The sequence below is a fragment of the Psychroflexus torquis ATCC 700755 genome, assembly GCF_000153485.2.
GTDB lineage: Bacteria > Bacteroidota > Bacteroidia > Flavobacteriales > Flavobacteriaceae > Psychroflexus > Psychroflexus torquis.
In genome coordinates this window covers 1,277,481-1,303,863 of sequence record NC_018721.1, presented here as the reverse complement: position 1 = coordinate 1,303,863, position 26,383 = coordinate 1,277,481, and the positions used below count along the sequence as shown (strand labels likewise).

The following is a 26,383-nucleotide window of genomic DNA, read 5'->3' as shown; positions in this document are numbered from 1 at the left end:
CTTTGCTTTCTAAAAGGCTGTAAGTAATTTTTTTTTTTGTTTTGTAGAATCTATTTGGTAATCATATTTCACACCACCAATTAACAGAACATCCTCTAAGTTTGGGTATTTAATATTCATGCCAACATCTGCTGTACTGCCCATTTGATTTATATCATAGACTTCTCCAATGAGTTTATTATCTGGATTGGGTAATGCTGCAAACGCTATTTTATGTAACAAACCATCTGGGGAAAAATATATTTTTTCACTGGTCTCTACATATTTTTCTAAAGGTTGCCAAACCAAATTATAGATACTATCTGCAACTGCCAATTGTGCCGTTGTAGATTTAGCTTTGGAGCCTCTGGTTTTATATAGTATGTTGGGGTTGTTTGATGAGGATAAATATTTTTTGAGTTGTTTTTCTTCAAAAAGATTGATGACTTTAGGAGTTTCCCAGTTTTTTTTATAGAGGTAAGTAACATACATGGTACTTTCTGTCCATTTTTTGTTGAAATATCTAAAGTGTGTATATTCTATAGCTATCTCGTTGTCTTTAAGTTGTGTTTTTTTCCAGTCTTTAACATAGTTAAGGTCTTCACCAAAATTTATATTGTACAGTTTAACCAGTTCTCTTTCTAATTCTTCTAGGGTTTCTTTTTGTTCTGTAAAATCCTTTACACGTTTATCTATTGTTAACTGCTGTTGTGTATTGATATACTTTCTTTGAGCTCTAAATTGTAGGATTTTATCATTGTGCTCTTCATCATCAAGACTCTCCAATAGACTTAAAATATCTTTTGAAGCATTAAGTAATAAACCTTTGCTCGTTAATATATTATTAGTTCCTACAGAAATACTTTCTAAATAAGAATTATCAGTTGTATAATTAAATTGTGAGAATTTATTTAAACCAGCACTCACAATATTATTAATAAATGCTTCTTTTCCTTTTTCATTTTGAAAAGAGAAATTTTGTTTTATTTGGTTTAGAATGTTGTCATTAGATTCTATTAAAAGAGGCAATGCTTTTTGATAGTCCCCCATACTTTCGTACAAACCAGCCAAATTGTTTAAAAATATACCATATTCCGAATGCTCTTTCCCCAGTGCCTTTTCGGTATTTACAAGTGCTTCGAGAAACAAAGGCAAGGCTTTTTGATATTCCCCCATACTTTGGTACAACAAAGCCAAATTATTTAAATATTTTCCATAAGATGAATGTTCTTTCCCCAGTGCCTTTTCAGTATTTTCAAGTGCTTCGAGAAACAAAGGCAAGGCGTTTTGATAGTCCCCCATACTTTTGTACAACAAAGCCAAATTATTTAAACTAATTCCATAAGATGAATGCTCTTTTCCCAGTGCATTTTCGGTATTTTCAAGTGCTTCGAGAAACAAAGGCAAGGCTTTTTGATATTCCCCCATACTTTGGTACAACAAAGCCAAATTATTTAAATATTTTCCATAAGATGAATGTTCTTTCCCCAGTGCCTTTTCAGTATTTTCAAGAGCTTCTAGATACAAATGCAATGCTTTTTGATATTCCCCCATACTTTTGTACAACAAAGCCAAATTATTTAAACTAATTCCATAAGATGAATGCTCTTTTCCCATTGCATTTTCAGTATTTTCAAGTGCTTCGAGAAACAAATGCAATGCTTTTTGATAGTCTCCCATACTTTCGTACAAACCAGCCAAATTATTTAAACGAATTCCATATTCTGAATGCTCTTTTCCCAGTGCCTTTTCAGTATTTTCAAGGGCTTCGAGAAACAAAGGCAATGCTTTTTGATAGTCCCCCATACTATAGTACAAACCAGCCAAATTATTTAAATATTTTCCATAAGATGAATGTTCTTTCCCCAGTGCCTTTTCAGTATTTTCAAGAGCTTCTAGATACAACGGCAAGGCTTTTTGATAGTCCCCCATACTTTTGTACAAACCAGCCAAATTATTTAAACGAATTCCATAATCTGAATGCTCTTTCCCCAGTGCCTTTTCAGCATTTTCAAGGGTTTCTAGAAACAAAGGCAAGGCTTTTTGATAGTCTCCCATACTTTTGTATAAATAAGCCAAATTATTTAAACGAATTCCATAAGATGAATGTTCTTTCCCCAGTGCCTTTTCAGTATTTTCAAGAGCTTCTAGATACAAAGGCAAGGCTTTTTGATAGTCCCCCATACTTTTGTACAAACCAGCCAAATTATTTAAAGTTGTTCCATATTCCGAATGCTCTTTTCCAAGTGCCTTTTCTTTATTTTCAAGGGCTTCTAGATACAAAGGCAATGCTTTTTGATAGTCCCCCATACTTTTGTACAACAAAGCCAAATTATTTAAAAATATACCATAGTATTCATGGGACTTACCATAGGTGCTTTTAGCTTTATTTAATACTAGTTTATAAGTGTTTACTGCTTGTTGATAGTCTTGTTGTTCTTTGTATTGTTCTGCTTGGTTGTATAAATCAAGAATCTCTTCTTCTTGAGAAAACCCCAAAAATGAAATACTTAAAATGAATATGATCAAAATCTTTCTCATAACATAAATTTTTATTTTTTACTCAAATAACACAAAGGCAGCCCATTTCTCTGGATGATCTTTATACTTATTAGACATGCTGCGTTGGGTCTGGTTAAAGGCAATTCTTACGTCTATTCCTCCAAGCCAATTGCTATAAAAAAGGTTCATAAATTCTGCGGTTTCTTCATCAGGAACTTCCCAAAGACTCATTATAATGATATCTACTCCAGCCATTTTAAAGGCACGTTGTAAACCGTAAACTCCTTCACTAGCATCAATATCACCAAGTCCTGTTTCACAAGCACTAAGCACCACCATTTTTGTATTGGACAAATCTAACGTTGATATTTCCTCGGCTGTTAAAACACCATTGTCAATTTCAAAAGGGTTATCTCCATTAATCCAAGCGTAGTTTGCTCCACTCAGCAAAAGCCCTGTTCTTTTTAATGGATTTTCATTGGCTTTAAATTTTCTGTTTTCATCTGAAAATGATAAAAAGTCTTTTGATTTTGATTTGTTTTCAAAGAAAAAACCATGAGTAGCGATATGTATAATATTTGGACTATTATTACTTAAGCTTTTGAATCTTGATTCAGTTGCCGCATCACCTTTTAAAATTTCAGAGTTTTTATTTTTATCAATTAGTAATTTTTTTAAATTATTAATCTCGTTTAAAGTCCCAGGTAAATAACTCCATTTATTACCTTTTCCACGTTCCGAATTTATAGCTAATAAATCTAAAGGCTTACTTTCGTTTTTAACTATTTTTTTTTGAGTTTCCTTTTTTAAATAGTCATATTCAATACCTCCTATAAGAAGAATATTATCTGGAGTGGGTTGTTCAAAGCCTTGTGCAAGCTCAAAAGTACTGCTTAACTGATAGAGATTGTATTTGTTAATTAAAAAGCGATTATCTGTATTCAAGGCAGCAAAAGATATATTGTGAAGTAAACCAGAAGGAGCGTAATAAACGGTTTCAATATTAGTCAAGTACTGTTCTAGTGGTTTCCATATTAAATTATAAAGAGAATTGGTTTTAATTTTATCACCCACATTTGATGCTTTTGAACCCCGTGATAGATTTAGCTGGTTTAGACCTCCTGCGTATGTTACTATTTTTAATAATTGATCTTCTTCAAAAAGTTTTATAACCTCCGGTTTATCTACTCCTTTTTTAATGATATATGCCATGTAAAAAGTACTGTCTAAAGACTGGTATGAAATATTATTGAATCTTGAAAATTCGATAGCAACTTCATTATCTTTTAGTTTTTTCTGTACTTTTTTCCAACTTTTATTAAAATCTATAGTTTTTTTAAACTTTTTATTATAAAGTTGAACTAGCTCTACTTCAGATCTGCTAATTTTAGCTTTTAAGTCATTTAAAACCTCTTCATTATTAAGATTTTTTTCAACTTCTAACCTGTTTAGAAGTTGCTTGTTATTTATGTATTCATCTATCTGTAAGTTGATTACCTCATCATTTAAATCTGCAAGTTTTTCAGTAATATTTTTAGACTGATTTAAAAGGAGGCCTTTTAACAAAAATTGATTTTCTAAATTAATGATAGCTAGTTTATCATTCTTAAAATCTAAACCTATGGTCTCATATAAATTAAATGAATACTCAAGATCTGCAAGAAAAAAACGTTGTAGATTTTCGGGGCTAAAACTAAATCTTTTTAATAATTGATTTTTAGTTAATTGATTAGCTTCTTCAATATTATTTATCAGATTTTGATACTTTTTTTCACAACGTTGTGCAATAATTAAACTGTTTAATGTCGCTATGTAGTTTGGATCTTCTTTTCCATAAAACTGTTTTACTTTTCCAATTGCTTTTTCAAGTAATTTTAAAGCTTCATTGCATTGGTTATTCATCATATAAACACCAGCTAGATCGACCGCTTTTAGCCAATAATTAGGATATGATTTATCTTCTTCATCTAAAATGGTTTTTAAATTTTTAATAACCTCTTCATATTTTTTTTGATCTAATAATAGTATACTTAAATTATTTAGACATGTCCTGTATTCTTTGTCTTTAATGGAATACTCCATTTCTTTAGCCATATTAAAAGCCTCTTGAGTGAGTTGTATTGCTTTGTCTGTTTCTTCGAGTTCTCTATAGCACATGCCTAAATTTGACTTTAAAACGGGCAGTTGAGGTGCGTTTATGCCTATAGACTTAATTGTACCATCAATAATTTTTTGAAAATATTCTTTAGTCTGTGTAAAATCTCCTAATTCCCAACTTAATCGTCCTAAAATTCCATAGTAATTAAGAGCGTTTAATGGCGGAGTATTAGATTCTAATTTAGTTAATCTAATACCTTCACTTGCATAATACAACGCTTTTTTATAATCTGATGTCTCTACATAACAAGCCACCATAAACAAATAGGTGTTTCCTAATGCCTCTTCATTCTCTAAGTTTTCTAATTGTTCAAAGATAAACGCAGCTTCTTCTAGGTGTTTTTCTGCTTTATTGAAATATCCTAAATCAATATTTATACCTCCAATGCTTGTTAGTATATTGGCATAGTTGGTCGTGAATTTTCCATAATTGATTTTAATATAGTTTAAAGATTCTTCTTCAATTGCAAGCGCTTCCTCTAATTTTCCAAGACCCTGATATATTTCCGAAAGGTTATTATATCTTAAGTTGTTGTAATATTGCTGATCAAATTCTGGATTATCTTTTAAAATAGCGAAGCCCTCATTAAGGGTTTCGAGTGCTTTTTTATAGTTTTCTATTTTTCTGTAATAAGCAGCGAAGTTTGTTAAGGCAATACCATACATATAGTGATTTTCTCCATACATGTTTTTTAAAACCTCATTGGACTCTAAGTATTTTTCCTCTGCCAATTTATAAACTTTATTCCTTAAATAAATATTGGCTAAAATTGACAATCCTGTGGCATATTGCTCACTAGTTTCTCCGTGTAAAAATTTAAAACCAGTTAAAGCCATTTCCATAGGTTCTTGAGCCTCTATATTTTTATCCAACTGCATAAGAGTTATTGCATAATAATAGGCTGTAGTTGTTAAATTCTCTGAGTTCTCATCAAAGACAGAAATAGCTATTCTATAAGCTTTTTTTAATTCCGATTCTGCAGAATTAAATGACTTCGTGTTTAGGGCTTGAATACCTGTATTAAGACTTTCATTCCAATCATTATTGCCTTTATCGGTTTGTGCAAAAGTATTAGATTGGAAAAATAAAAAAATGATCAAAAAACTAAGGTTTATTTTTTTTTTCATAAAGTCATTATAAATTTTCCTGATGGACGCATTAAAAAAGTTAACTCTACTTAAGTCTATATCATTTACAATTAAGTTTGTAAAGATTTTAATCCAGTCGAGTTGTATGACTATTTATCTTTGCCATGACCCGTTGCCGGCCCATAAAACAGAAAAGGTTAATAAAATTCTCATAGCTTACTCCTTTACAATCTCATATATTAACTCCGTACTAAAACCTTCTAATTTACCAGTTACTTTAGTTGAAGTACGACCTCTGCTTTGAGAATAACTATTTGATAAAAATTTTTCTAACGGATTTGAAGAACCACGAGTATCTGCTCCTCTGGTTTCAACAGTAGATTGGAAATTTATGGGAGTTGATGAAGCAAACCCTTTTAATAATAGTTTCTCATAAGGCGGTGCAAAAGAAAAAACACAATCTTTAAAGGTCATCGTTTGGCCCGGGGCCAATTTTCTTTCATCATCGTTTAGGTCGCAATTAACATTTGGCATGAGGGGAAGAATTAATCCTGTGTCATAAATTTCGATAATACTAAAATAGAATGGTTTATTACCTTTATTAGTTACTTGTAATACAACGTCATCTACCCCAGCTCTTACTTGAAGTATTCCGTTTTCATTTTCAAAATCTTTTGGATTCAATAAATTCTTAACCACCCGCTTTGCTTCGTCAAATTCAACAGGAATTAATTTAAAATCGAATTCATAATCATAATTTTTTATTTCAAACTTTTTAAGATATTGTCCTTGAGAAAAATTAAATATTTTTTTATTAATATCTTCAACAGAAGTAGCACCTCTTGTGTTCGCATCTTTATCTACTGCATCTAACCCATTTGTGGCATTAAGCGTTATTGTATTTCCATTTTGCATTAAAACAGCATCTGCCATTAGGCTATCTTTAACAATATTTCCTAATTTTTTTTCAGACAAGAAATTGGCAACACCATCTTTTATTGCTTGGTCTTTTAAAGACTCATGAAAATAAATATCTACTGCAATATCTCCGTAAGAGAGTTCATCTATAAAAACCCAATAGTTTTTTTCGTTTGCATCTGGCAAGTCTCTATCAAGTTTTATGACAGCCTCATTAAATTTTGACAGGGTAATAGTGCCTTTGGCTAAAACAGCCTCCTCTGTAAATTTAGTGGTAGCTGCAGGTAAAATATTAACGGTTGTATTTTCAAATAAACCTTGTAATCTACCCGCTTGGATTTTTACAATAGTATCTTTCGAAATACTTACTACTTCAAAATAAGGCTCTTGTTTAATATATTTGTCATTAAATAAAGCCATGTTCTTATCTCCTTCAATGGTTGGAGATTGTTTAGGTGAAATAATATTCATTTCAGCTTTAATTTTGGCAAACAATTGATTGTAGGAGTAATTACTACCTAATTTACTCATGGCTTTAGAAAAGGCGTAACTTAAAGATCCGAATCCTTTATATTCATAATTTAGTTCATTCGCTGAGGCTCCAGAAATAAGTACAAAAGGAGCAGCGTTTTCAGTAAGCTTTTCCTTAGATTTTTCGGTCATATCACTTCCTTTTTCGACTTCTGTCTTTTTAGATTCCCAACCAACAGGTGCGAAAACAGATTTACTTCCTCTAGCACTTCCTCCTCGAGTTGATGAACCCGAATGACAACTGTCTAGAAGTAATAATAATTGACCTTTTGTTTGAAGTGTATTTCTTAATTTTGTGATATAATTTCCTAATTCATCATCTCTAAAATGATTTTGTCCTGTATAAGCATCACTATATCTAGAGTTGGCATCGTAAGGAACTAAAGCTTCGTCTTTACCATCGATTTCTTCGTCTATATCATCATCATAAATTTGCTGTCCATGACCAGAATAATGTATGACAACAATGTCATCTGGTTTTATTGTACTTAACAGGTTGTCTAAAGCCGCTTTAATTCCAGCAAAAGTAGCAGCTTCATCAATTAAAAGAGTGATGTTTTCTTTCTTGAAATTTTGGTTAATTAGCGTCTGTTCTATAAGCGGTACATCGTTTGTTGAACTAATTTTACTCCATCCTGTTGTCTTATAGTCATAATTTCCAATTGCAATGATTAAGGCGTATTTTTCAGCTTTTGCTAACTGAAAACTAAAAAAGATAAGTAGTGTTACTATTATTTTTTTCATAGTGGCAGGTATAAATTAATTTTAAAATGGTTAGATGTAATTCCAAATAAATAGGGAGTGCTCTGCAAGGCTTTTGTAAAATTTTTAAAATTCACACATGAAGATTATTAGAAAGTTTCTTATTTATAAGTTAATTTTTTGCTAAAGTAATACTTTTTTATGTTTGGAAAAGACTAATAAAATTATTAAAGTGAGCATACCTGCTCAAAATCAATTCTTTTGAAATTTAAATTACTTAAATTATGTAAGAATTTGTTGTCAATAATTCAGTTTCGCATTGGGTTGCACTTTTTTTGATAGCTTTTAATACTTTTCAAAGGCAAACTTTAGTTCATTTTGTAATACTTTAAAAAGGTACTCTAAAACCTTTTATAGGTTTATTCTTCAATTTACGAAACTCATAAAAACATTAAATCCTGAATTAATATAGTTTTGCTGTTCTAAACAAAAATAATTCAGGACAAATGACTTACTTATGAATAAAATAAGAAAAAATTAACACAAAAATTGTTTTTTTCTAAAATTAGTCATAATATTACAGCATTATTAATCTAAAAAATTTAACAAAATGAAAAAATTACTATTGGTTAATCTTCTATTTTTATTAGTGTCTTTTAATTCTTTTGGTCAAGAAAAAGAAACTAAATTAGTCGAGATTACTGGAACAGAAGTGCCTAAAACTAGGGGTGAAAATCCAAATATCAAAACAGACTTTGTTTGTGATGCTCCGGATGTTGCGGTTGCAAAACCTGCTGCAACTCGCGGTTCTACTTGTACAATTAACGTAGATAATTATACAGGGTTTGATATTAAGGTTTATGTAGATGGTTATTTTGAAGGTTGGGTACACCCTTGGGATGAAGGTAGTGTAACGGTTATTGGAGGATATACTGAGGTATATTGCATGACTTCTGGAGGGTCTTATGAATGGGAAGCCACTGGAGACTGTGATAGTTACTTTACCTACAAACTTACAGAAAGTAATTCACGTTAAATTTCATCTGTAATTAAGTTTTCTTTTTTACAATTAAACCTATTATTGACAACAAAAGTTAAATCCAGATGATATTTAAATATTGTCCGGATTTTTTTATTTTTAATAGTAATAGATAGTGTTAAAAAATGAGAATAATTCTAAAATGTAAACTGACAGTGCTGTTTTTTTTGTTTACTAATATCATGTATGGTCAAGAAATAAAAATTGGACTTCCAGTAGGACATACGGATACTATAGTAGACATTATATACAGTCTAAGTGGTAAATTTATAGCCTCTATTTCAAGAGATAACACTATCAAAATCTGGGATATAAAAGCTGAAAAACTTATCACAAGTATACCCTATATAATAAACTCAAAAGAATTTGGGTTTTTTTCTGATAGTTTAATTCTTGTAAGAAACTCGGAGAACAGTGCCTCATTATATGATCTAAAAAATGAGAAAGAATTCTTTAATATTAACCATTCAGAAAAAAATATTTTAGCGGAAAATCATCACACTCAAACCCCACAAAAACTAAACTCTATTAAAATTGATCCCTCAAAAACATTTATTATTGGAATTTATCAAAATTTTGTAGTTCAGTTCATAAGTATCAGAGACCAGTCAAAATTTGAGTTCATTTTAAAGGGAGACAATACAATAGATGCAAAGGCGTGTGGTTTAGAGAAAATTTTTGGTATGCGAAGTGAACAAGGCATAATCACAATTTTTGATGCATCAAAAACTCAAATTTTTAGGAAGAAATTTAAAAAACTAAAGGACTTCTTATTTGTAGAAAAAGATATTTTAGCACTGTTTTACAAAAATTCTATACAACTCTGGAATTTCAGGAAGAACATTGAAATAAAAACTATTGACATCGATTATGCTATCATTGATTTTCAAGTTGATGCATTAAAGTCAAAAGTTTACTTTTTTGATAAGCAGAATTCATTAAGTGAATTAGATATTAAAACAGGAATAATTACCATACTTTTTGAGGAGGAAAATAAGGCAATAAGTTTATTAAAACTTGAGTCTGTATTAAATAAATTAGCCTGGGTCACATCAGATTCTATTAAAATTTTAGATATTACTTCTAAAACTATTGTTCAGAAAACCTCATTTAAAGGTAATCCTACAGATATAAGGGTTCATATAAAAAGCAATTCTTTCTCTATTTTTAATAATAAAAAAATCGAGAATTTTAGTCTTGCGGATGGAAGTGTTATTTCCCTATTACAAAATCAGATCGAACCCATCTTATTTGCTTCCATAAACCCTTTAGATCGAAAATTCTATTTCGTAGATAATGATTTAAAAGAATTCATACTTTCACTTGATAATGGTAAGTTGAAAGGTTTTGATAAACCAAAAACAGAGTTCATTCATACTCCATACAGCTTTAGTATTTTTGAATATTTGCGTAAGCAGCAATTAGGTAATGTTCTTGATAGTATAGTAAAATTAAGCAAGATAAAATACAACAAGATAACAGGGTTTTTATCTGCTAGTTCTAGTATACCGACCCATGGTTTTGGAAACAGGTTACGATTACGACAAGAAAAAAGTACAGAAAGTCTAACACTTTTTAACAACAAATACCTAAGGGTAGGCACAAATCAAGGAAGTATTGGTTTTCAAGTATTACAACCAAATATAGGTTGGTCCCAGTTTAAACGATTAGGAGCTCATGGTGCAATTGTTAACTCTCTAGATAGCTTTGATACAAGTTTTGATACATTTCTTATATCTGCATCTGAAGATGGAAGTATTGTATTATGGAGTATAGCTTTTGGAAGAATAATTACGTATTACATGATTGGAGGTGATCCTAAAAAATGGGTACACATCCATCCTTCTGGCCTTTTCGATGCATCACCAGAAGCAATGAAAATAATGTATTGGACCAAAGGTTTGGAGGTCATAGAATTTGATCAATTAAAAGATCGCTACTGGTTACCAGGACTCTGGGAGAAAGTAATGAAAGGAGAAAAGCTACCTGATGTTCGTAATATGAGCGAACTAAAATTGCAGCCTGAAGTTGAAATAGTAAAATTTAATAAAGATGGGGTTACCATATACTTAACAAAACGAGAAGGCGGTTATGGCAAAGTATCATTATTTATTAATGGTAAAGAAGCTGTTGGTGATATAAGACCAACCGACATGGATTATACATTAAGTGAGCAAACTATATCTGTATCTATCAAAGACCATCCTTATCTTTTAGAAGGAGAAAATGAAATTACCGTAAAAGCATCATCAGAAGATGGTTTTGTGCAAGGAAGAGGAGCTAAAGGGAAATCAATTATAAAAAAAGAAGTTTTAACAGAGCCACAATTTTTTGCAGTTGTTATTGGCGTAGGAGATTATGCTAATGATCAATTGAATTTAAAGTACACCGTTAATGATGCAGAAGCGATCTCTAAAGCAATGCAATTAGGTGCAGAGAACCTGTTTAGTAAAAATAGAACGCATATTTATACCATCACCTCAAAATCTGATCAATTACCTACTAAAGAAAATATTAAAAAGATATTTAAGGAGATTAGCGTTAAAGCTAATGCAGAAGACATTATTACCGTTTATTTAAGTGGTCATGGCATCACTTGGGGAGGCAATCAAGGTGATTTCTACTTCCTTACATCACAAGCTACAGCTACAAGTAATGAAGCCTATAATGATCCAGCAATTAGAGATAATAATACAATTTCTACTGCGGAATGGGTGGATTGGCTAAAGGAAATTCCCGCATTAAAACAAGTGATGATTATTGATGCTTGTGGTTCTGGTAAAGCGGTAGATAATCTCATTGCAGAACGTGATATTGAACCCTCTCAAATAAAAGCAATTGACAGAATGAAAGACCGCACAGGCATGTACATTATTTCAGGATCTGCAGCAGATGCTGTAAGCTATGAAGCAAGCATGTATGGACAAGGGTTACTTACGTATTCTATTTTACAAGCGATGAAAGGAGCCGCTCTAAAAGAGGATACATATGTTGATATACTTACCATCATGAATTACGCTAGAGAAACGGTGCCAAAATTAGCAGAAGGTATTGGAGGCGTGCAAGAGCCACAGTTACTAATACCTAAAGGAGGTTCCTTTGATATTGGTATGCTTAGAAATAATGATAAAGAAGCAATACCATTAGCAAGTCCTAAGACCGTATTTGTAAGATCTACTTTAGTGAATGCAGATGATTTTGAAGATAATATTGCGCTTTCCGAATTATTAAACCAAGAATTATCATTGTTAGCCTCAAAAGGAATAAGCTCACCATTGGTTTATTTTGACTCAGCAAAATTTCCTAATGCTTGTAAAATTAGCGGAGGGTATACTATGGATGATAATACTATTTCTATTTCTTTAAAACTGAGATGTGGTGAGGATTTAAAATCTTTTGAATTAAAAGCCAAAACTAAAGAAGCGTTGATGATAGAAATCCTAAAATTGATTAATAACTAGTTGTAAATTGAATAATTTGAAAAATAAAAGTCAATTGAATTGGCTGGAATATTTGTGAAGACCGTAAAAAAAAGAAGTAAAGATAAATTTAATCAGATATTCCTAAAGGATGAAAAGAGTACCAAAACAGATATATGCGGCCATTTTACTTTGTTTGGTGTCATTTATGGTTGTTAGCCAAGAGCTAAAACTTGGCTTGCCTTTGGGGCATAAATATCCGTTAGCATCATTTAATTTTAGCACTGATAGTAAATTTATTATTTCATCTTCTTCAGATGGAGTCAAGTTATGGGAATCTTCTACTGGCTATCTCTTAAATAGTTTTGACGTAGGGAATGATATAAATACAGATGAATTTTCTCCAGATGAGGCAAAGGCTTATGCTGTAATAACAAACTCTAAGCGAAAGAAAAGTACAGAACTATTATATTCTGATAAATTAATTAATAGCTTCAAACTAAATGACAAAGTGGAAAGTGTCGTTTTAAACACTAACGCTGAATTATTTGCAGTAAATTTCTATAATGGTGATTCACAAATTTTTATAAATATAAAAAGGAAAGTAGAATCAATTTCTTTCCAGCAATCAAAAACGTTAGCCATCTTAAAGAATTCTTTAAACGAAGATATTATTCTTCAAATGAAGAATAAATCTATTATTGGATATAATTTGAATACAAAAAAAACAATCTATAGCATTCCTGGATTTTACGACGGTGAATGCGGATTTACTATAAGTCCAAACCATAAGTATTTTTTAGTAAATGCTTGTACTTCTTTTAGTCAATATAGTGCCAATATAGGTGCTAGTAATGGATTTAATATGTATGACGTTACGACAGGGAAACCTATTCATTCTTTTTTCCCAAGTGTTGATGAATTAAGGCATACTTCAGTGAGTGAAAATCAAAAATACTTATCCATTGTCTCCCATACTGGAAAATCTCAAGTATTGGATTTAAGCACAGGCAAATTAGCACATGTTTTAGATACAGAATTTGCTGTGTCTTCAGAATTTGCTGTGTCTTCAGAATTTTCTTCAGATAGTAGATATCTGCTAACTAAATCAGATATGAGACTCATTGAAGATGCTGGTATGGGGTATGAATTAATAATGAAAGAATCACAGTGGATTTGGAATGTTTCTAATGGAAGTTTGATAAGTATTTTAGAAGACTCAAAACGAGGTAACAATGAATTCGAGAATTTTGAACTATCCGTTTCATATAAAGATTCAAAAACTGCTATTATTTGGAAAATTGAAGATGGATTGGCAAACCCATATAAAAAACTAATAGGCCATTCGGATCAAATTATTTTCACAACATTAAGTCCAGACGGAAAAATGGCAGTTACTACCTCAAGGGATGGGACTGTAAAAGTATGGGATGCTTATAAAGGGGAGTTGCTACACACTTTAAAAGGCTATAGCTCAAATGCAACTTTTGCTCAATTTAATAAAGTTAATCAAGATTTATTGACATTATCAGAAGATAAAACCCAAAAGATATGGGCCCTTTCAACTAAAAAATTATTACATAGTATTCAATTTGAAAATAAGAGAAAAAAAAATGGTATTGCTAATGAAATATCTTCGGATGGCAGCTTCATTATTATTAGGGATGTAAAAACAGGCAAACAACTCGTTAAACAATTTGTTTTTAATAATAAAGAAGTTCTATGGCTTCTTCCCAGCGGATATTACTTTGCTACTAAAAAGGCTGCTTCTAAACTTTACTACATAAAAGGTCTACAAACGATTGGTTTTGAACAATTAGATGTAAAATACAACCGACCAGATAAAGTTCTAGAAGTACTCGGTGGTATTGCGGGTTCTAAGGATACAACCATGATAAAAGCCTATAAAAAAGCATGGCAAAAACGGATTAAAAAATTGGGAATAGATACCACAAGCTTTAAACTGGGGTTTTCCATTCCTGAAAGTGATTTTTACAACCGAGATAAAATTGCTTATGAACAAAATAATTCGGAATTAAAATTACACATAAAGGCATTGGACAGCACCTATTTACTAGACCGTTTTAATTTATGGATTAATGAAGTACCTGTTTATGGCAGTAAAGGTATTTCTGTAAGAAATAAAAAAACGAATTCTATTGATACCACGCTAGTCGTTAAACTATCAAAAGGAAAAAATAAAATAGAAACATCCGTTTTGAATGTTAACGGAATTGAAAGTTATCGCCTACCACTTTATATAAATTACACACCAAAGGAAAATATAAAAGAAAAACTCTATTTTGTGGGTATAGGTATAGACCTGTATAAAGAAGAAGGTCATGACTTAAATTACTCAGTAAAGGACATCAGAGATTTATCAGCACAACTCAAAGAAAAATATGGCAATCAAATAGAAATTGACACCTTGTTCAACCAAAATGTGACGATTAAAAACATTCTAGCACTTAAAAAAAGGTTAACAAACTTAACTGTTGACGACAAAGTCATCATCAGTTTTTCAGGGCATGGTTTGCTAAGTAAAGACCTAGATTATTATTTGGGAACCTACAATGTTAATTTTAATTCACCTGAACAAAATGGACTTCCCTATGACGATTTGGAGTATTTGTTAGACGGTATCCCTTCCAGAAAGAAACTTTTATTAATTGATGCTTGTCACAGTGGTGAAGTAGATAAAGATGAAGTAGAAGCTATTGCCAATGTTGAAAACGAAATAGAAGGCTTAAAAGGTACTATTGTAGTAAAAAGTAAAAACCCAAAAATGGGTATGAAAAATAGTTTCGAGTTAATGAAAGAACTGTTTCATAATATAGATAGAGCTACAGGGGCTACAATAATTTCGGCAGCAGCAGGCACACAATTTGCTCAAGAACGCGGTGATCTTAAAAATGGTGTTTTTACTTATTGTATTTTGAATCAGTTAATAGAGAAAGAAACCATTACTGTTAGTGAATTAAAACAATTGGTAAGTGAACAAGTCAAAGAAATAACCAACGGATTACAACAGCCTACTAGCCGAAACGAAACGATTGAAAATGATTGGAAAGTTTGGTAATTACAGAGTTAAAGTACTTTATTTTTAAGCTAAAATTTTTGGTAATAACTTAAATTCAGTATTATTCTAGTCCTGTAATCAAGTCACCTAGGATTATAGAAATATCTAAAATCTTAAAAAAGTCTATTCTGTTCTCAATATTTGAATTCCATAAAACATGTACTTATATTTGAATCTATCAGTTTTAATGATAAAAATAATGTTTCGGAAATATACTTAAATGTGATATAAGGTTTCCTTATAATTTTCTATTTCTTTAAAATTGAAATGTGGTGAAGATTTAAAATCTTTTCATTTAAAAGTAGAAACCAAAGTAGCGTTGATTAAAAAAATAATAGAAATAATAATTATTTAATTGGAATAGTTAGCCAATTCAATTGGCTAACTATTCCAGAGTACTTCTACAGTCACTAAAAGGACATAAAAAAATCACATGGACACAAAAAAACTAAGAGGACATCAGCGTATTTTTAAGAACATCGAAAACTGGAAAAACGATAGCCTTATCCTAGATCTAGACTACCTACTTCACTACCAAAGAAATTACGAGAAAGTGTGGGTACGACCTTTTAGCGATATTTCTATAACAGGTGCAGGAATACCAAAACCGCAACGCAAAGCACGTAAATTAATTATAGAAAGTTTAGTCGAAATTTTTAATAGTTGGGAAACACAATTAAAAACACTAGATCAACCCTATTATTTGGCTGTATGGTTGAATCAACCTTTTATTGAGAACTCACAAGTTGTTTGTGCTATAGATGGCTATTTAAATTTTTATGATAGCACTTACTATCGACCAGAAAAACAAAAAATAATGCCCACTCAAAATTATGGAAAACTAAAAAATGAGTTAGATTCCTTTACTTGGATATACGCTGTGGATGAATATAATTTCACCAATGAAGACATAGCCGAAACAGTAGAGGTGTATGCTTCTAAAAAAGAGTATACCGCTAGTCAGAAATGGTACAAAAAGCAACTAAATAGAAACCCAATGATTCACACAGACGATGACATGACCTATTATAGAACAGCAAAAGGGACAGTCTGGATAGGTACAAAAAACCAATAGCCTAGCTTTTTTTAATAAAAAAGACATCACTTGCTAATAAAAATAATGATGTTATAAAGAAAATCAGTTTTGAAAATGGTAAAAGAATTAAAAATAGAAGACTTCTTAACTATTGAAACATTACATAAGGAATAAAAAATCGCGAAGCGCTCTAAGTCTAGAGGTGAATACCCTGAGCTAATCGAAGAATTTGAATACGAACTACGCATCAAAAAATCTGTGTATACCTGTGGTGAAAACTTATACGTTAAAATTATAACAACGTAAAATCCTAATGGAGGAATAAGCACCACCAAAACAACAGAGTATGGCAGGGACGGTAAAGAGATAAAAAAATAAATACACCAATTTTAAACCTTAAAAAACACTCCTACTGGTGTACCTATTTATTAACACATTAAAGTATTACGACCTAGGGTCTTCTGAGGTTTTTGTTTTTAAAAATTACTTAGTCAACCAAATAAAAGAAGGGGAGATACTGGTTGTGGAGCATGCTCAAACTTTAAGAGCGATGATAGACAAACATTTTATAGAAGGTTTATATAACAAATAGAGTAAATTCCTATTTTGTTAATCCTCTGGTTTATTTAAAAGTTGCTGAGATTGATAATTTAAAAGCTATGTCCAGAGTTACTCATAGTGCTATGAATTGGAATACAGCGCTTTATGAAAATAAATTTAGTTCAAAACCCTTTGAAATTTTCTCAGATATGAACGAAGCTATTATTTAGGCGACAGATCCACTTTTTATTATTGGATAATTTTATGTAAATATCAGTTTCTTCCATTATATTTAGGTCTCTAAAAATAACGCCGGTTAATTCAATTTAATCTGTGTGAGATACTAAATTAGTATTATGAAAATTACACACGTAAGTGCAGAGTGTTATCCAGTGGCCAAAGTAGGCGGTCTGGCAGATGTTGTGGGAGCACTTCCTAAATATCAAAATGATCTAGGAGAGCAAGCTAGCGTTATAATGCCCTTTTACGACCTGGCATTTATTGCTAAAAATAAATTCAAAAAAATTGATGAAGGGAAGCTTAAATTAGCGGACAGAGAATATAAATTTAACGTGCTTCAACTCTTAAATTTAGAGCTGGGTTTTGAACTCAATTTGATCGATATTCCTGAGCTGCTTTTTAAAAGTTATGTTTACTCTAGCGATGATACAGAGCGGTTTATGGCTTTTCAAATTGTTGCTTTACACTGGTTAGGTAAACAAACGCAATTACCAGAAGTGATTCATTGCCACGATCATCACACGGGATTGATTCCCTTTATGATGCAACATTGCGATGAATTTGTTGCTTTTAAAAATATACCCAGTGTTTTAAGTATTCATAACGCTCAATATCAAGGCTGGTTTTCTTATGAGCAAATCGATTTGATTCCTGCATTTAATGAAGAACACTCTGGTTTATTAGATTGGTATGGAAATATAAACCCGCTGGCTTGTGCTATAAAATGTGCCTGGCGAGTCAATACGGTTTCTCCTAGTTATATGGAAGAATTAAAAATAGCGGCCAATGGTCTGGAAGGATTGCTCAGTCATGAAGCTGATAAATGTATTGGTATTCTCAATGGGATCGATACTCAGGTTTGGAATGCCGCAACAGATTCCTACTTAAAAATGAATTATACAGTATTCAGAAACCTGAGTGGTAAAAAAGCTAATAAAAAATGGATATGTGACACTTATGATTTAGATGTTGATAAGCCCCTTTTTGTTTTTATAGGAAGACTGGTTTATGAAAAAGGATCTGATCTTTTTCCAGAAGCTTTTAAGCAAGTTCTAAATCATCAAGAAGTCTCTATTTTATTATTAGGCTCAGGAGATCCTGAAACAGAACAAGGACTTGTGGACCTTAAAGATAAATTTAAAGGCAAATACAATGCTTATATTGGCTATAATGAAGAGCTATCGCATGTGATTTATGCCGGAGCAGACTTTTTATTGATGCCATCTCGAGTAGAACCCTGTGGATTGAACCAGATGTATTCTTTAAGATATGGAACCATTCCAGTAGTAAGAAGCATAGGTGGCTTAAAAGATACTATTGTAGATGTGGAAGATGGAGGTTTTGGATTTACCCATTCAGATACCACGGTAGAACAAATGGTATCTTCCATAAAGAGAGCAGCAACATTTTTTAAAGACCAAAAAAAATTTAAAAAAATAAGAAGACAGATCATGAGCATAGACCATTCTTGGAACCGATCTGCCAGTGTGTATATACAACTTTATAACTCTATAACTAACTGATTATGATTAATGACAAAGTTTTAAGTATTATTTTAGGTGGTGGACAAGGGACAAGATTGTATCCTCTTACGGAGAGTCGTTCCAAACCAGCGGTTCCTATTGCAGGGAAATACCGATTAGTTGATATTCCAATTTCTAACTGTATTAATTCTAATATCAAAAGGATGTTTGTGTTGACTCAATTCAATTCGGCTTCTTTAAACAGACACATTAAAAATACCTATCACTTTAGCTTTTTCAGTTCTGCATTTGTAGATGTACTTGCAGCAGAGCAAACTCCTGATAATAAAGCGTGGTTCCAAGGAACTGCAGATGCCGTGCGACAGAGCATGCACCATTTCTTAAGACATGATTTTGAATATGCACTCATACTTTCAGGGGACCAGTTGTATCAAATGGATTTTAATGAAATGATCCAAGCACATATCGATGCAGGAGCAAAAATATCTCTAGCTACGATTCCCGTGAATGCAAAAGACGCACCATCTTTTGGTATTCTTAAGACGGATAATAATAACACTATTACCTCGTTTATTGAAAAACCAGTAACAAGCTTATTACCAGACTGGACCAGTCCAGTAAGTGATAATATGGAAAAACAAGGGAAGGTTCACCTCGCTAGTATGGGAATCTATATTTTTAATAAAGACCTATTGATCGAGTTAATGAACGATAAAAGTACCATTGACTTTGGTAAAGAAATTATACCTCAGTCTATTGATAAGTATGATATATTGAGCTATCAATTTGAAGGATACTGGACGGATATAGGAAATATAGATTCGTTTTTTGAGGCTAATATTGGTCTTACCGACAATATCCCAGAGTTCAATCTTTATGATCTCAAGCAACGCGTTTATACCAACGCAAGAATGTTGCCCACCTCAAAAATAACAGGTACGCAGTTAAATAAAGCAGTCATTGCTGAAGGTTGTATCATTCATGCCGCAAAAATCGAGCGTTCTGTCATAGGAATACGTTCAAGAATAGGTAAGGAATCAACAGTGATCAATACCTATATGATGGGTAATGATGATTATGAGACGCTAGAAACCATGGAAAAAGACAAGCCAGAGGTGCTTTTGGGAATAGGAGAACGTTGTTTTATAGAAAATACCATTATCGATAAGAATGCGCGTATAGGAGATGATGTAAGAATTAATGGGGGTAAACATTTGACAGATACGGAAACAGCTACGTATGTCATAAAAGACGGAATTGTTGTGATTAAGAAAAATGCTGTCATCCCTAAAGGATTTTCTCTTTAAATGATGGCTCATGTAATTACATACAGTCGCTTTACAGATTTTGATATTGATTTATTCAAGAGCGGTAAACACTACCGATTGTATGAGAAGTTTGGTTCTCATGTCATGAATATTGATGGCGTGGAAGGAACTTATTTTGCCGTTTGGGCACCTAGTGCCAAAACTGTTTCTGTCATAGGAGACTTTAATTTCTGGACAGAAAAGGAACACCAACTTCAAGTGCGTTGGGACAGCAGCGGTATTTGGGAAGGATTTATTCCTGGCGTAGCACATGGCGCGACTTATAAATACAAAATCCAGTCTTCACATAATAATATAGTTACAGAAAAGGCTGATCCTTACGCACGTCGTTGTGAGCATCCACCTCGCACGGGTAGTATTGTATATGATTATAAACCCAAGTGGAACGATCAAGAATGGATGACATCACGCAAGAAAAATAATGCACTTGATGCACCCTATTCTGTTTACGAAGTTCATTTAGGCAGCTGGAAAAGGAAACTGGAAGAGAATAGAAGCTTGAGTTATCATGAGCTTTCTATTGATCTGGTAGCTTATGCAAAAGAGATGCAGTTCACACATATCGAGTTCATGCCTATTATGGAGTACCCTTATGATCCTTCTTGGGGCTATCAGATCACGGGCTATTTTGCTCCTACGGCAAGATTTGGATATCCAGAAGAGTTCCAAGAATTGGTAAATGCCTGTCATAACGCTGGAATAGGTGTCCTACTCGATTGGGTACCATCACATTTTCCAGAAGATGCACATGGATTAGGTTATTTTGATGGAACACATTTATACGAGCATCCAGATAGAAAAAGAGGGTATCATCAAGACTGGAAATCCTTGATCTTTAATTATGGTCGTAATGAGGTAAAAAGCTTTTTAATTTCTAATGCGCTGTTTTGGCTCGATCAATACCACATCGATGGCTTGCGAGTAGATGCAGTCGCTAGTATGTTATTCTTAGATTATTCCAGAGAAGAAGGAGAATGGGATCCTAATATATATGGCGGTAGAGAAAATCTTGAAGCGATCGCTTTTCTTAAAGAAATGAACGAGGCCGTTTATCTCAATTATCCAGATACACAAACCATTGCCGAAGAAAGCACCAGCTTTCCTATGGTCAGCGCGCCTACCTCTGTCGGAGGCTTAGGTTTTGGGATGAAGTGGATGATGGGCTGGATGCACGATACATTGCAATATTTTAAAAAAGAACCCATTTACAGACGTCACCATCAAAATGATTTGACCTTCTCCATGACTTATGCATTTACTGAAAACTTTATGTTGCCTTTATCTCATGATGAGGTGGTCTATGGTAAAAGCTCCATTCTAGGAAGAATGCCTGGTGACGAGTGGCAAAAGTTTGCTAATCTGAGATTGCTTTATTCTTATATGTTCACACATCCAGGAGGGACTTTATTGATGATGGGATCAGAATTTGGACAGCATGAAGAGTGGGACTTTAATGGAAGTCTGGACTGGCACCTTACTAATTTTGAGCCACATCAAGGAATTCAAGAAGTGATTAAAGACTTGAACAGGCTGTATAAAAAACAAAAAGCCTTACACGAGAAACAATTTAGTAAGGAGGGATTTGAATGGATTTCTTATGATGATCACGAGAATTCTGTGATCAGTTATATAAGAAAAGGAAAGGATTCTCATCTAGTGGTAGTTTGTAACATGACCCCTGTAGTTCGAGATCATTACCGCATAGGATTACCAACTAGTAAGAAATATAAATTGTTATTTAATAGTGATGAGATGAAATATGGAGGATCTGATAGGGTAGTGAAAAAATCGTTCACGCCTCAAGAAAAAGACTGGCAAAATAGGAAGCAAAGTATAGAATTGAGATTGCCGCCTTTGGGAGTTTTGGTTTATGGAGTTTAGAGATTTGTTAATTTAGCAGGCTTACTTTGGTATAATATATGAATAATTAATGTTTTGCGATTTTGTTCACTATTTTTCTTTTATTAAATAAAAATATAATCGTATTTTATTGTGAATTCCTCAATTTTAGCCCCGTTTTTTATCAAATTCACAATCCTATTCATGGCGTAACTATCTCAATTATAACGTGGTAATTTAGTTGGTTTTTCCTATTTTCATTTATCAGAACAATCTTCTTAAAGTTGTTTTTAACGTACTGAACACCATTATTCTATGATTACAAATACAGAATTGCACAGTCAAGGAAATGTCTTTCCAGGGAAATTAACCTCTTTTGATCATGTGGTAGATACGCTCACTTTTCATGCTGATAACGGTGTTATTTTGCAGGTACAAATCTTTCGTGACAGCGTTATAAGATTTAAATATGGTACGGGCGGTGAACTTGAGAAAGATTTTTCTTATGCGGTAGAAGCTACTAGTAATAGAGGTTATAACAAACTTAGTGTTGTAGAAAAGAAAAATTTCTACGAGATTACTACCTCAAAGATCGTATGTCATATCGCAAAGACCGATTTAAAATCTCGCATTTTTGACCTCACAGGAACTATTATTTGTGAAGATGAGTTGGGTTTTCATTATGAAGAAAGTTATCAATATGGTGGCGAGGTAGTGAAAATGTCTAAGAAAGCAAAGCCTGGTGAGAGTTATTACGGTCTCGGCGATAAGCCAGCAGATAATAACTTGCGTGCCAAAAGATTTGAAATGTGGGGAACAGATCAATATGCATTTGGAAAAACCACAGATCCGCTTTATAAGAATGTGCCCTTTTACATAGGTCTTCAAAACAAAGTTGCCTACGGTATTTTCTTTGATAACACTTTTAGATCCTTCTTTGATTTTGCACAAGAGCGTCATCATGTGACCAGTTTTTGGGCGCAAGGGGGGAACATGGATTATTATTTTATTTATGGTCCAGAGGTAACTAGTGTGGTAAGTGTTTATACAGAGCTTACTGGTAAACCAGAATTACCACCTTTATGGGCGCTTGGTTTTCACCAGTGTAAATGGAGCTATTATCCAGAAAGTAATGTAAGAGAGATCACGTCAAAATTCCGCGAGCTACAAATTCCTTGTGATGCTATTTATTTGGATATTGACTACATGGACGGTTTCCGTTGTTTTACATGGGATAATGAGAAGTTTCCCAATCCTACTAAAATGATCAGCGATTTAAGAGAAGAAGGTTTTAAGACCATCGCGATCATAGATCCAGGGATCAAGGTAGATCCAGATTATTATGTCTATCAAGAAGCTATGGAAAACGATTATTTTTGTAAACGAGCTGATGGTCCTTATATGAAAGGAAAGGTATGGCCAGGAGAATGTTATTTTCCAGATTATACCAACCCTAAAGTAAGAGCCTGGTGGGCAGACTTGTTTAAAGGACTGATTGCAGATAATGGACTTGCTGGTATATGGAATGATATGAACGAGCCTGCGGTTATGGGAGTGCCTAATAAAACATTTCCAGATGACGTGCGTCATGACTATGATGGACACCCATGTTCTCACAGAAAAGCACATAATATTTATGGTGCTCAAATGGCTAGGGCTACGTATGAAGGTGTAAAGAAATATATATATCCCAAACGTCCATTTGTCATCACAAGATCTGCTTATTCTGGTACACAACGATATTCCTCCAGCTGGTTTGGTGATAATGTAGCAACTTGGGAACATTTGAGTATTGCAAATATCCAAGCGCAGCGCATGGCACTCTCAGGAATGTCATTTGCAGGATCTGACATAGGCGGATTTGCAGAGCAGCCCACTGGAGAGCTTTTTGCAAGATGGATTGCACTAGGTGTTTTTCATCCTTTCTGTCGGGTGCATTCTAGCGGTGATCATGGTGATCAAGAGCCGTGGACATTTGATGAGAACATTACTAATATTACAAGAAAGTTTATTGAGCTGCGTTATAAACTGCTTCCTTACCTATACACCACTTTCTGGCAGTATGCTGAAGAAGGAACGCCTATGTTAAAATCACTAGTCGTTTATGATCAAGAAGATGCGCAGACCCATTATAGGAATGACGAATTTCTATTCGGTGATAAAATTTTAGTCTGTCCTATATTAGAACCTAATGCCAAAGGACGAAGAATGTACATCCCAAGAGGCGAGTGGTACAACTTCTGGACGCGGGAAACAATTACTGGAGGGAAAGAAGTATGGGTGGACGCAGATATTCATGAGATCCCGTTATTTGTGAAGTCTGGGGCTATTATACCGCGTTATCCTGTAATGCAGTATGTAGGAGAGAAGAAAATCGAATTTTTAACGCTAGATGTTTATTACACTAGAGGCAAAGAAAAATCTATTGTCTATGAAGATGCAGCAGATGGTTATGACTATAAAAAAGGACGTTTCAGTCTTAGAAATTTAAGTTTTAAAGGAAAGGAAAAAGAAATCATTATTTCTCAATATAAAGATGGGAAATACATGACAGAATATGAAACGTTGCGTTTTAATTTTATAGGACTTCCATTTAAAATCAAATATATTGAGGTAGATAATGTCAAGATATCTTTTAAAGATTTAAACTATGATCAAAAAACTCAAACCATGTATTTGGACAAGAATTTTGTCGAGTTGCATATTGTTGGGAAATAAATGTAGAGTGATTTATGTATAAAAAAGAGGCTTAACGGTCTCTTTTTTTATTGGTAATTTTTCAGAGCAAATGTAATTATAGGAAATTCTTATAAGCTTCGATTTCGCGAAAGCGTAACATCTATACAGTAGTCTTATACCAAATTATATTTATAATGCCGTATGAATAAATTGAATTATACTACGACGTAGCTCAGCACAGGTTTTTTGATTGATTGAAATCAAAAATAACTAGCATAGCCTTAGCTACGGTAATTATTTTTGATGAAAAGCAGGCGAAAAAAGCCTGTGCCGAATTCGTATCGGTAAAACGATTTATTGCGTCATTATAGGTCTAATACCAAATATGTTTTGTATTGCCGTATATTTTTCGTATATTTATGAATGGGAAGAAAAGCAATTTTAGAGATCAAGGAATCAGATTCGGAGCTAAACAAACTCTTGTTAAAACAGAAAACCTTAAAAGCAGAAAAACGTTTAAAGAGTTTGCTAGCCATTAAGTCTGGCAAATTTGAAACCCGACAAGAATTAGCTGATTTTTTAGGGATTCATATCAGAACCCTAGAAAGGTGGATTGTGAACTACAATGCTGGTGGGGTTGAGATGATGTTAACTGATAAGCCTAAAAATAAAACGTCTAAAATTATTACACCACAAATACATAAGGGTTTATCCCAAAGAGTACATGACCCAAATAATCCTTTTTTGGGATACTGGGATGCTCAAAATTGGGTAGAACAAGAGTATGGCGTAGTTGTTAAGTACCAACGGATCCGTGAGTATTTGATTCAACATTTTAAAACAAAACCCAAGACTCCTAGGAAATCTCACTACAAAAAAGATGTAGAGGCTGAAAAAGCTTTTTTAAAAACTCCCTAATACGCTAGATAACATTAGAATTAGTCTTAATAAAGATAGTTACGACTCTGTTAATTTATACTTTCAAGATGAAGCTCGATTTGGAATGATGAATCATCTTGGAAAATACATAACTGCTAGCGGTGTAAAGCCAATAGTGACCTATCAACAGATTTATAAAACGACCTATCTATATGGTAGTTACTCTCCAATAAACGGAGACTCTTTTGTTTGGGAAATAAATGGTGTAAGTACTAACATATTTCAAGCCTATCTGCGGGAATTTTCAACACATAATCCAAAGGAATATAAAATTGTAGTGATTGATAATGCAGGGTTTCATTCTACAAAAAATATAGAGGTGCCACAAAATATAGTCTTGTTAAGAATACCCCCATACAATCCTGAACTAAACCCATGCGAACAAGTATGGCAATACATTAAAAATCGATTTAAGAATCAAAGATTCGAATCGATGAAAAGTTTAAAAGAATGGCTAAGCGAAATGGTCTGCGAAATGAAACCTGAAACCATTAAATCTATAACAGGAAACCATCATTTTCTAAAGGCTTTTAATACGGCATTTAATAACTAAATTGGTATAATTTGGTATTAATGCTTCAGATGCTATTGTAAGACTTCATTTTTTAATTATTTTAAGCAGATACAATACATAATATTTACTTATGAATTTCATTACAAATATAAATTAAAATTAATGGATTGAACTTTGCATCTTTGTGGCTTATATTTTATTTGATAAATCATGCCACAGCAATTTAAAACCAGAAGATGTAATGAACACTCGATGCCACCGGAGCGATCATTTCAACTTTTACAAGAAGTTAAATTGGATTGTGTTTATCGAGTAATGAGATATGTAGGTACAGCCTTATTAAGTATAGCTTATCTGGTCGTTATTGTT

General features: G+C 32.8%; 13 protein-coding genes. 10 read left to right on the top strand and 3 right to left on the bottom strand.

Features of this window, described 5'->3' with window-relative positions; all coding sequences use genetic code 11:
• Positions 1 to 9 precede the first annotated feature (9 nt).
• The 3 genes from P700755_RS05715 to P700755_RS05705 form a co-directional block, all read right to left on the bottom strand.
• Complete coding sequence (locus P700755_RS05715; RefSeq protein ID WP_015023783.1) at positions 10 to 2,520, bottom strand: tetratricopeptide repeat protein; 2,511 nt, start codon at positions 2,518 to 2,520, stop codon at positions 10 to 12.
• A gap of 18 nt (positions 2,521 to 2,538) precedes the next feature.
• Positions 2,539 to 5,766 (bottom strand): CHAT domain-containing protein, encoded by a 3,228-nt coding sequence (locus P700755_RS05710; RefSeq protein ID WP_015023782.1) that lies wholly within the window; start codon positions 5,764 to 5,766, stop codon positions 2,539 to 2,541.
• 177 nt (positions 5,767 to 5,943) lie between these two features.
• The gene (locus P700755_RS05705) at positions 5,944 to 7,920 is read right to left on the bottom strand and encodes a caspase family protein (protein ID WP_015023781.1); all 1,977 of its coding nucleotides are present in this window, start codon (positions 7,918 to 7,920) and stop codon (positions 5,944 to 5,946) included.
• 568 nt (positions 7,921 to 8,488) lie between these two features.
• Here P700755_RS05705 and P700755_RS05700 point away from each other — a divergent pair.
• From P700755_RS05700 to P700755_RS05655, 10 genes are all read left to right on the top strand, one after another.
• Positions 8,489 to 8,914 carry a hypothetical protein gene (locus P700755_RS05700; protein WP_015023780.1) on the top strand — a complete coding sequence of 142 codons (426 nt, stop codon included), beginning with the start codon at positions 8,489 to 8,491 and terminating at the stop codon, positions 8,912 to 8,914.
• Positions 8,915 to 9,042: 128 nt separating this feature from the next.
• On the top strand, positions 9,043 to 12,378 hold the full coding sequence (locus P700755_RS05695) for a caspase family protein (RefSeq protein WP_015023779.1): 3,336 nt from the start codon (positions 9,043 to 9,045) through the stop codon (positions 12,376 to 12,378).
• A 109-nt stretch (positions 12,379 to 12,487) separates the two neighbouring features.
• Complete coding sequence (locus P700755_RS05690) at positions 12,488 to 15,415, top strand: caspase family protein (RefSeq protein WP_015023778.1); 2,928 nt, start codon at positions 12,488 to 12,490, stop codon at positions 15,413 to 15,415.
• 433 nt (positions 15,416 to 15,848) lie between these two features.
• A complete protein-coding gene (locus tag P700755_RS05685) occupies positions 15,849 to 16,490 on the top strand; it encodes a hypothetical protein (protein WP_015023777.1) in 642 nt (213 codons plus the stop codon).
• Positions 16,491 to 17,347: 857 nt separating this feature from the next.
• Positions 17,348 to 18,754 (top strand): glycogen synthase, encoded by a 1,407-nt coding sequence (locus tag P700755_RS05680; RefSeq protein ID WP_015023775.1) that lies wholly within the window; start codon positions 17,348 to 17,350, stop codon positions 18,752 to 18,754.
• Positions 18,755 to 18,756: 2 nt separating this feature from the next.
• On the top strand, positions 18,757 to 20,022 hold the full coding sequence (locus P700755_RS05675) for a glucose-1-phosphate adenylyltransferase (protein WP_015023774.1): 1,266 nt from the start codon (positions 18,757 to 18,759) through the stop codon (positions 20,020 to 20,022).
• A gap of 3 nt (positions 20,023 to 20,025) precedes the next feature.
• Complete coding sequence (glgB, locus tag P700755_RS05670) at positions 20,026 to 21,924, top strand: 1,4-alpha-glucan branching protein GlgB (protein WP_041758640.1); 1,899 nt, start codon at positions 20,026 to 20,028, stop codon at positions 21,922 to 21,924.
• 273 nt (positions 21,925 to 22,197) lie between these two features.
• The gene (locus tag P700755_RS05665) at positions 22,198 to 24,600 is read left to right on the top strand and encodes a glycoside hydrolase family 31 protein (protein ID WP_015023772.1); all 2,403 of its coding nucleotides are present in this window, start codon (positions 22,198 to 22,200) and stop codon (positions 24,598 to 24,600) included.
• Positions 24,601 to 24,984: 384 nt separating this feature from the next.
• The gene (locus P700755_RS05660) at positions 24,985 to 25,479 is read left to right on the top strand and encodes a helix-turn-helix domain-containing protein (protein WP_015023771.1); all 495 of its coding nucleotides are present in this window, start codon (positions 24,985 to 24,987) and stop codon (positions 25,477 to 25,479) included.
• Positions 25,480 to 25,492: 13 nt separating this feature from the next.
• A complete protein-coding gene (locus P700755_RS05655; protein ID WP_083858478.1) occupies positions 25,493 to 26,053 on the top strand; it encodes an IS630 family transposase in 561 nt (186 codons plus the stop codon).
• The last annotated feature ends 330 nt before the right edge of the window (positions 26,054 to 26,383 follow it).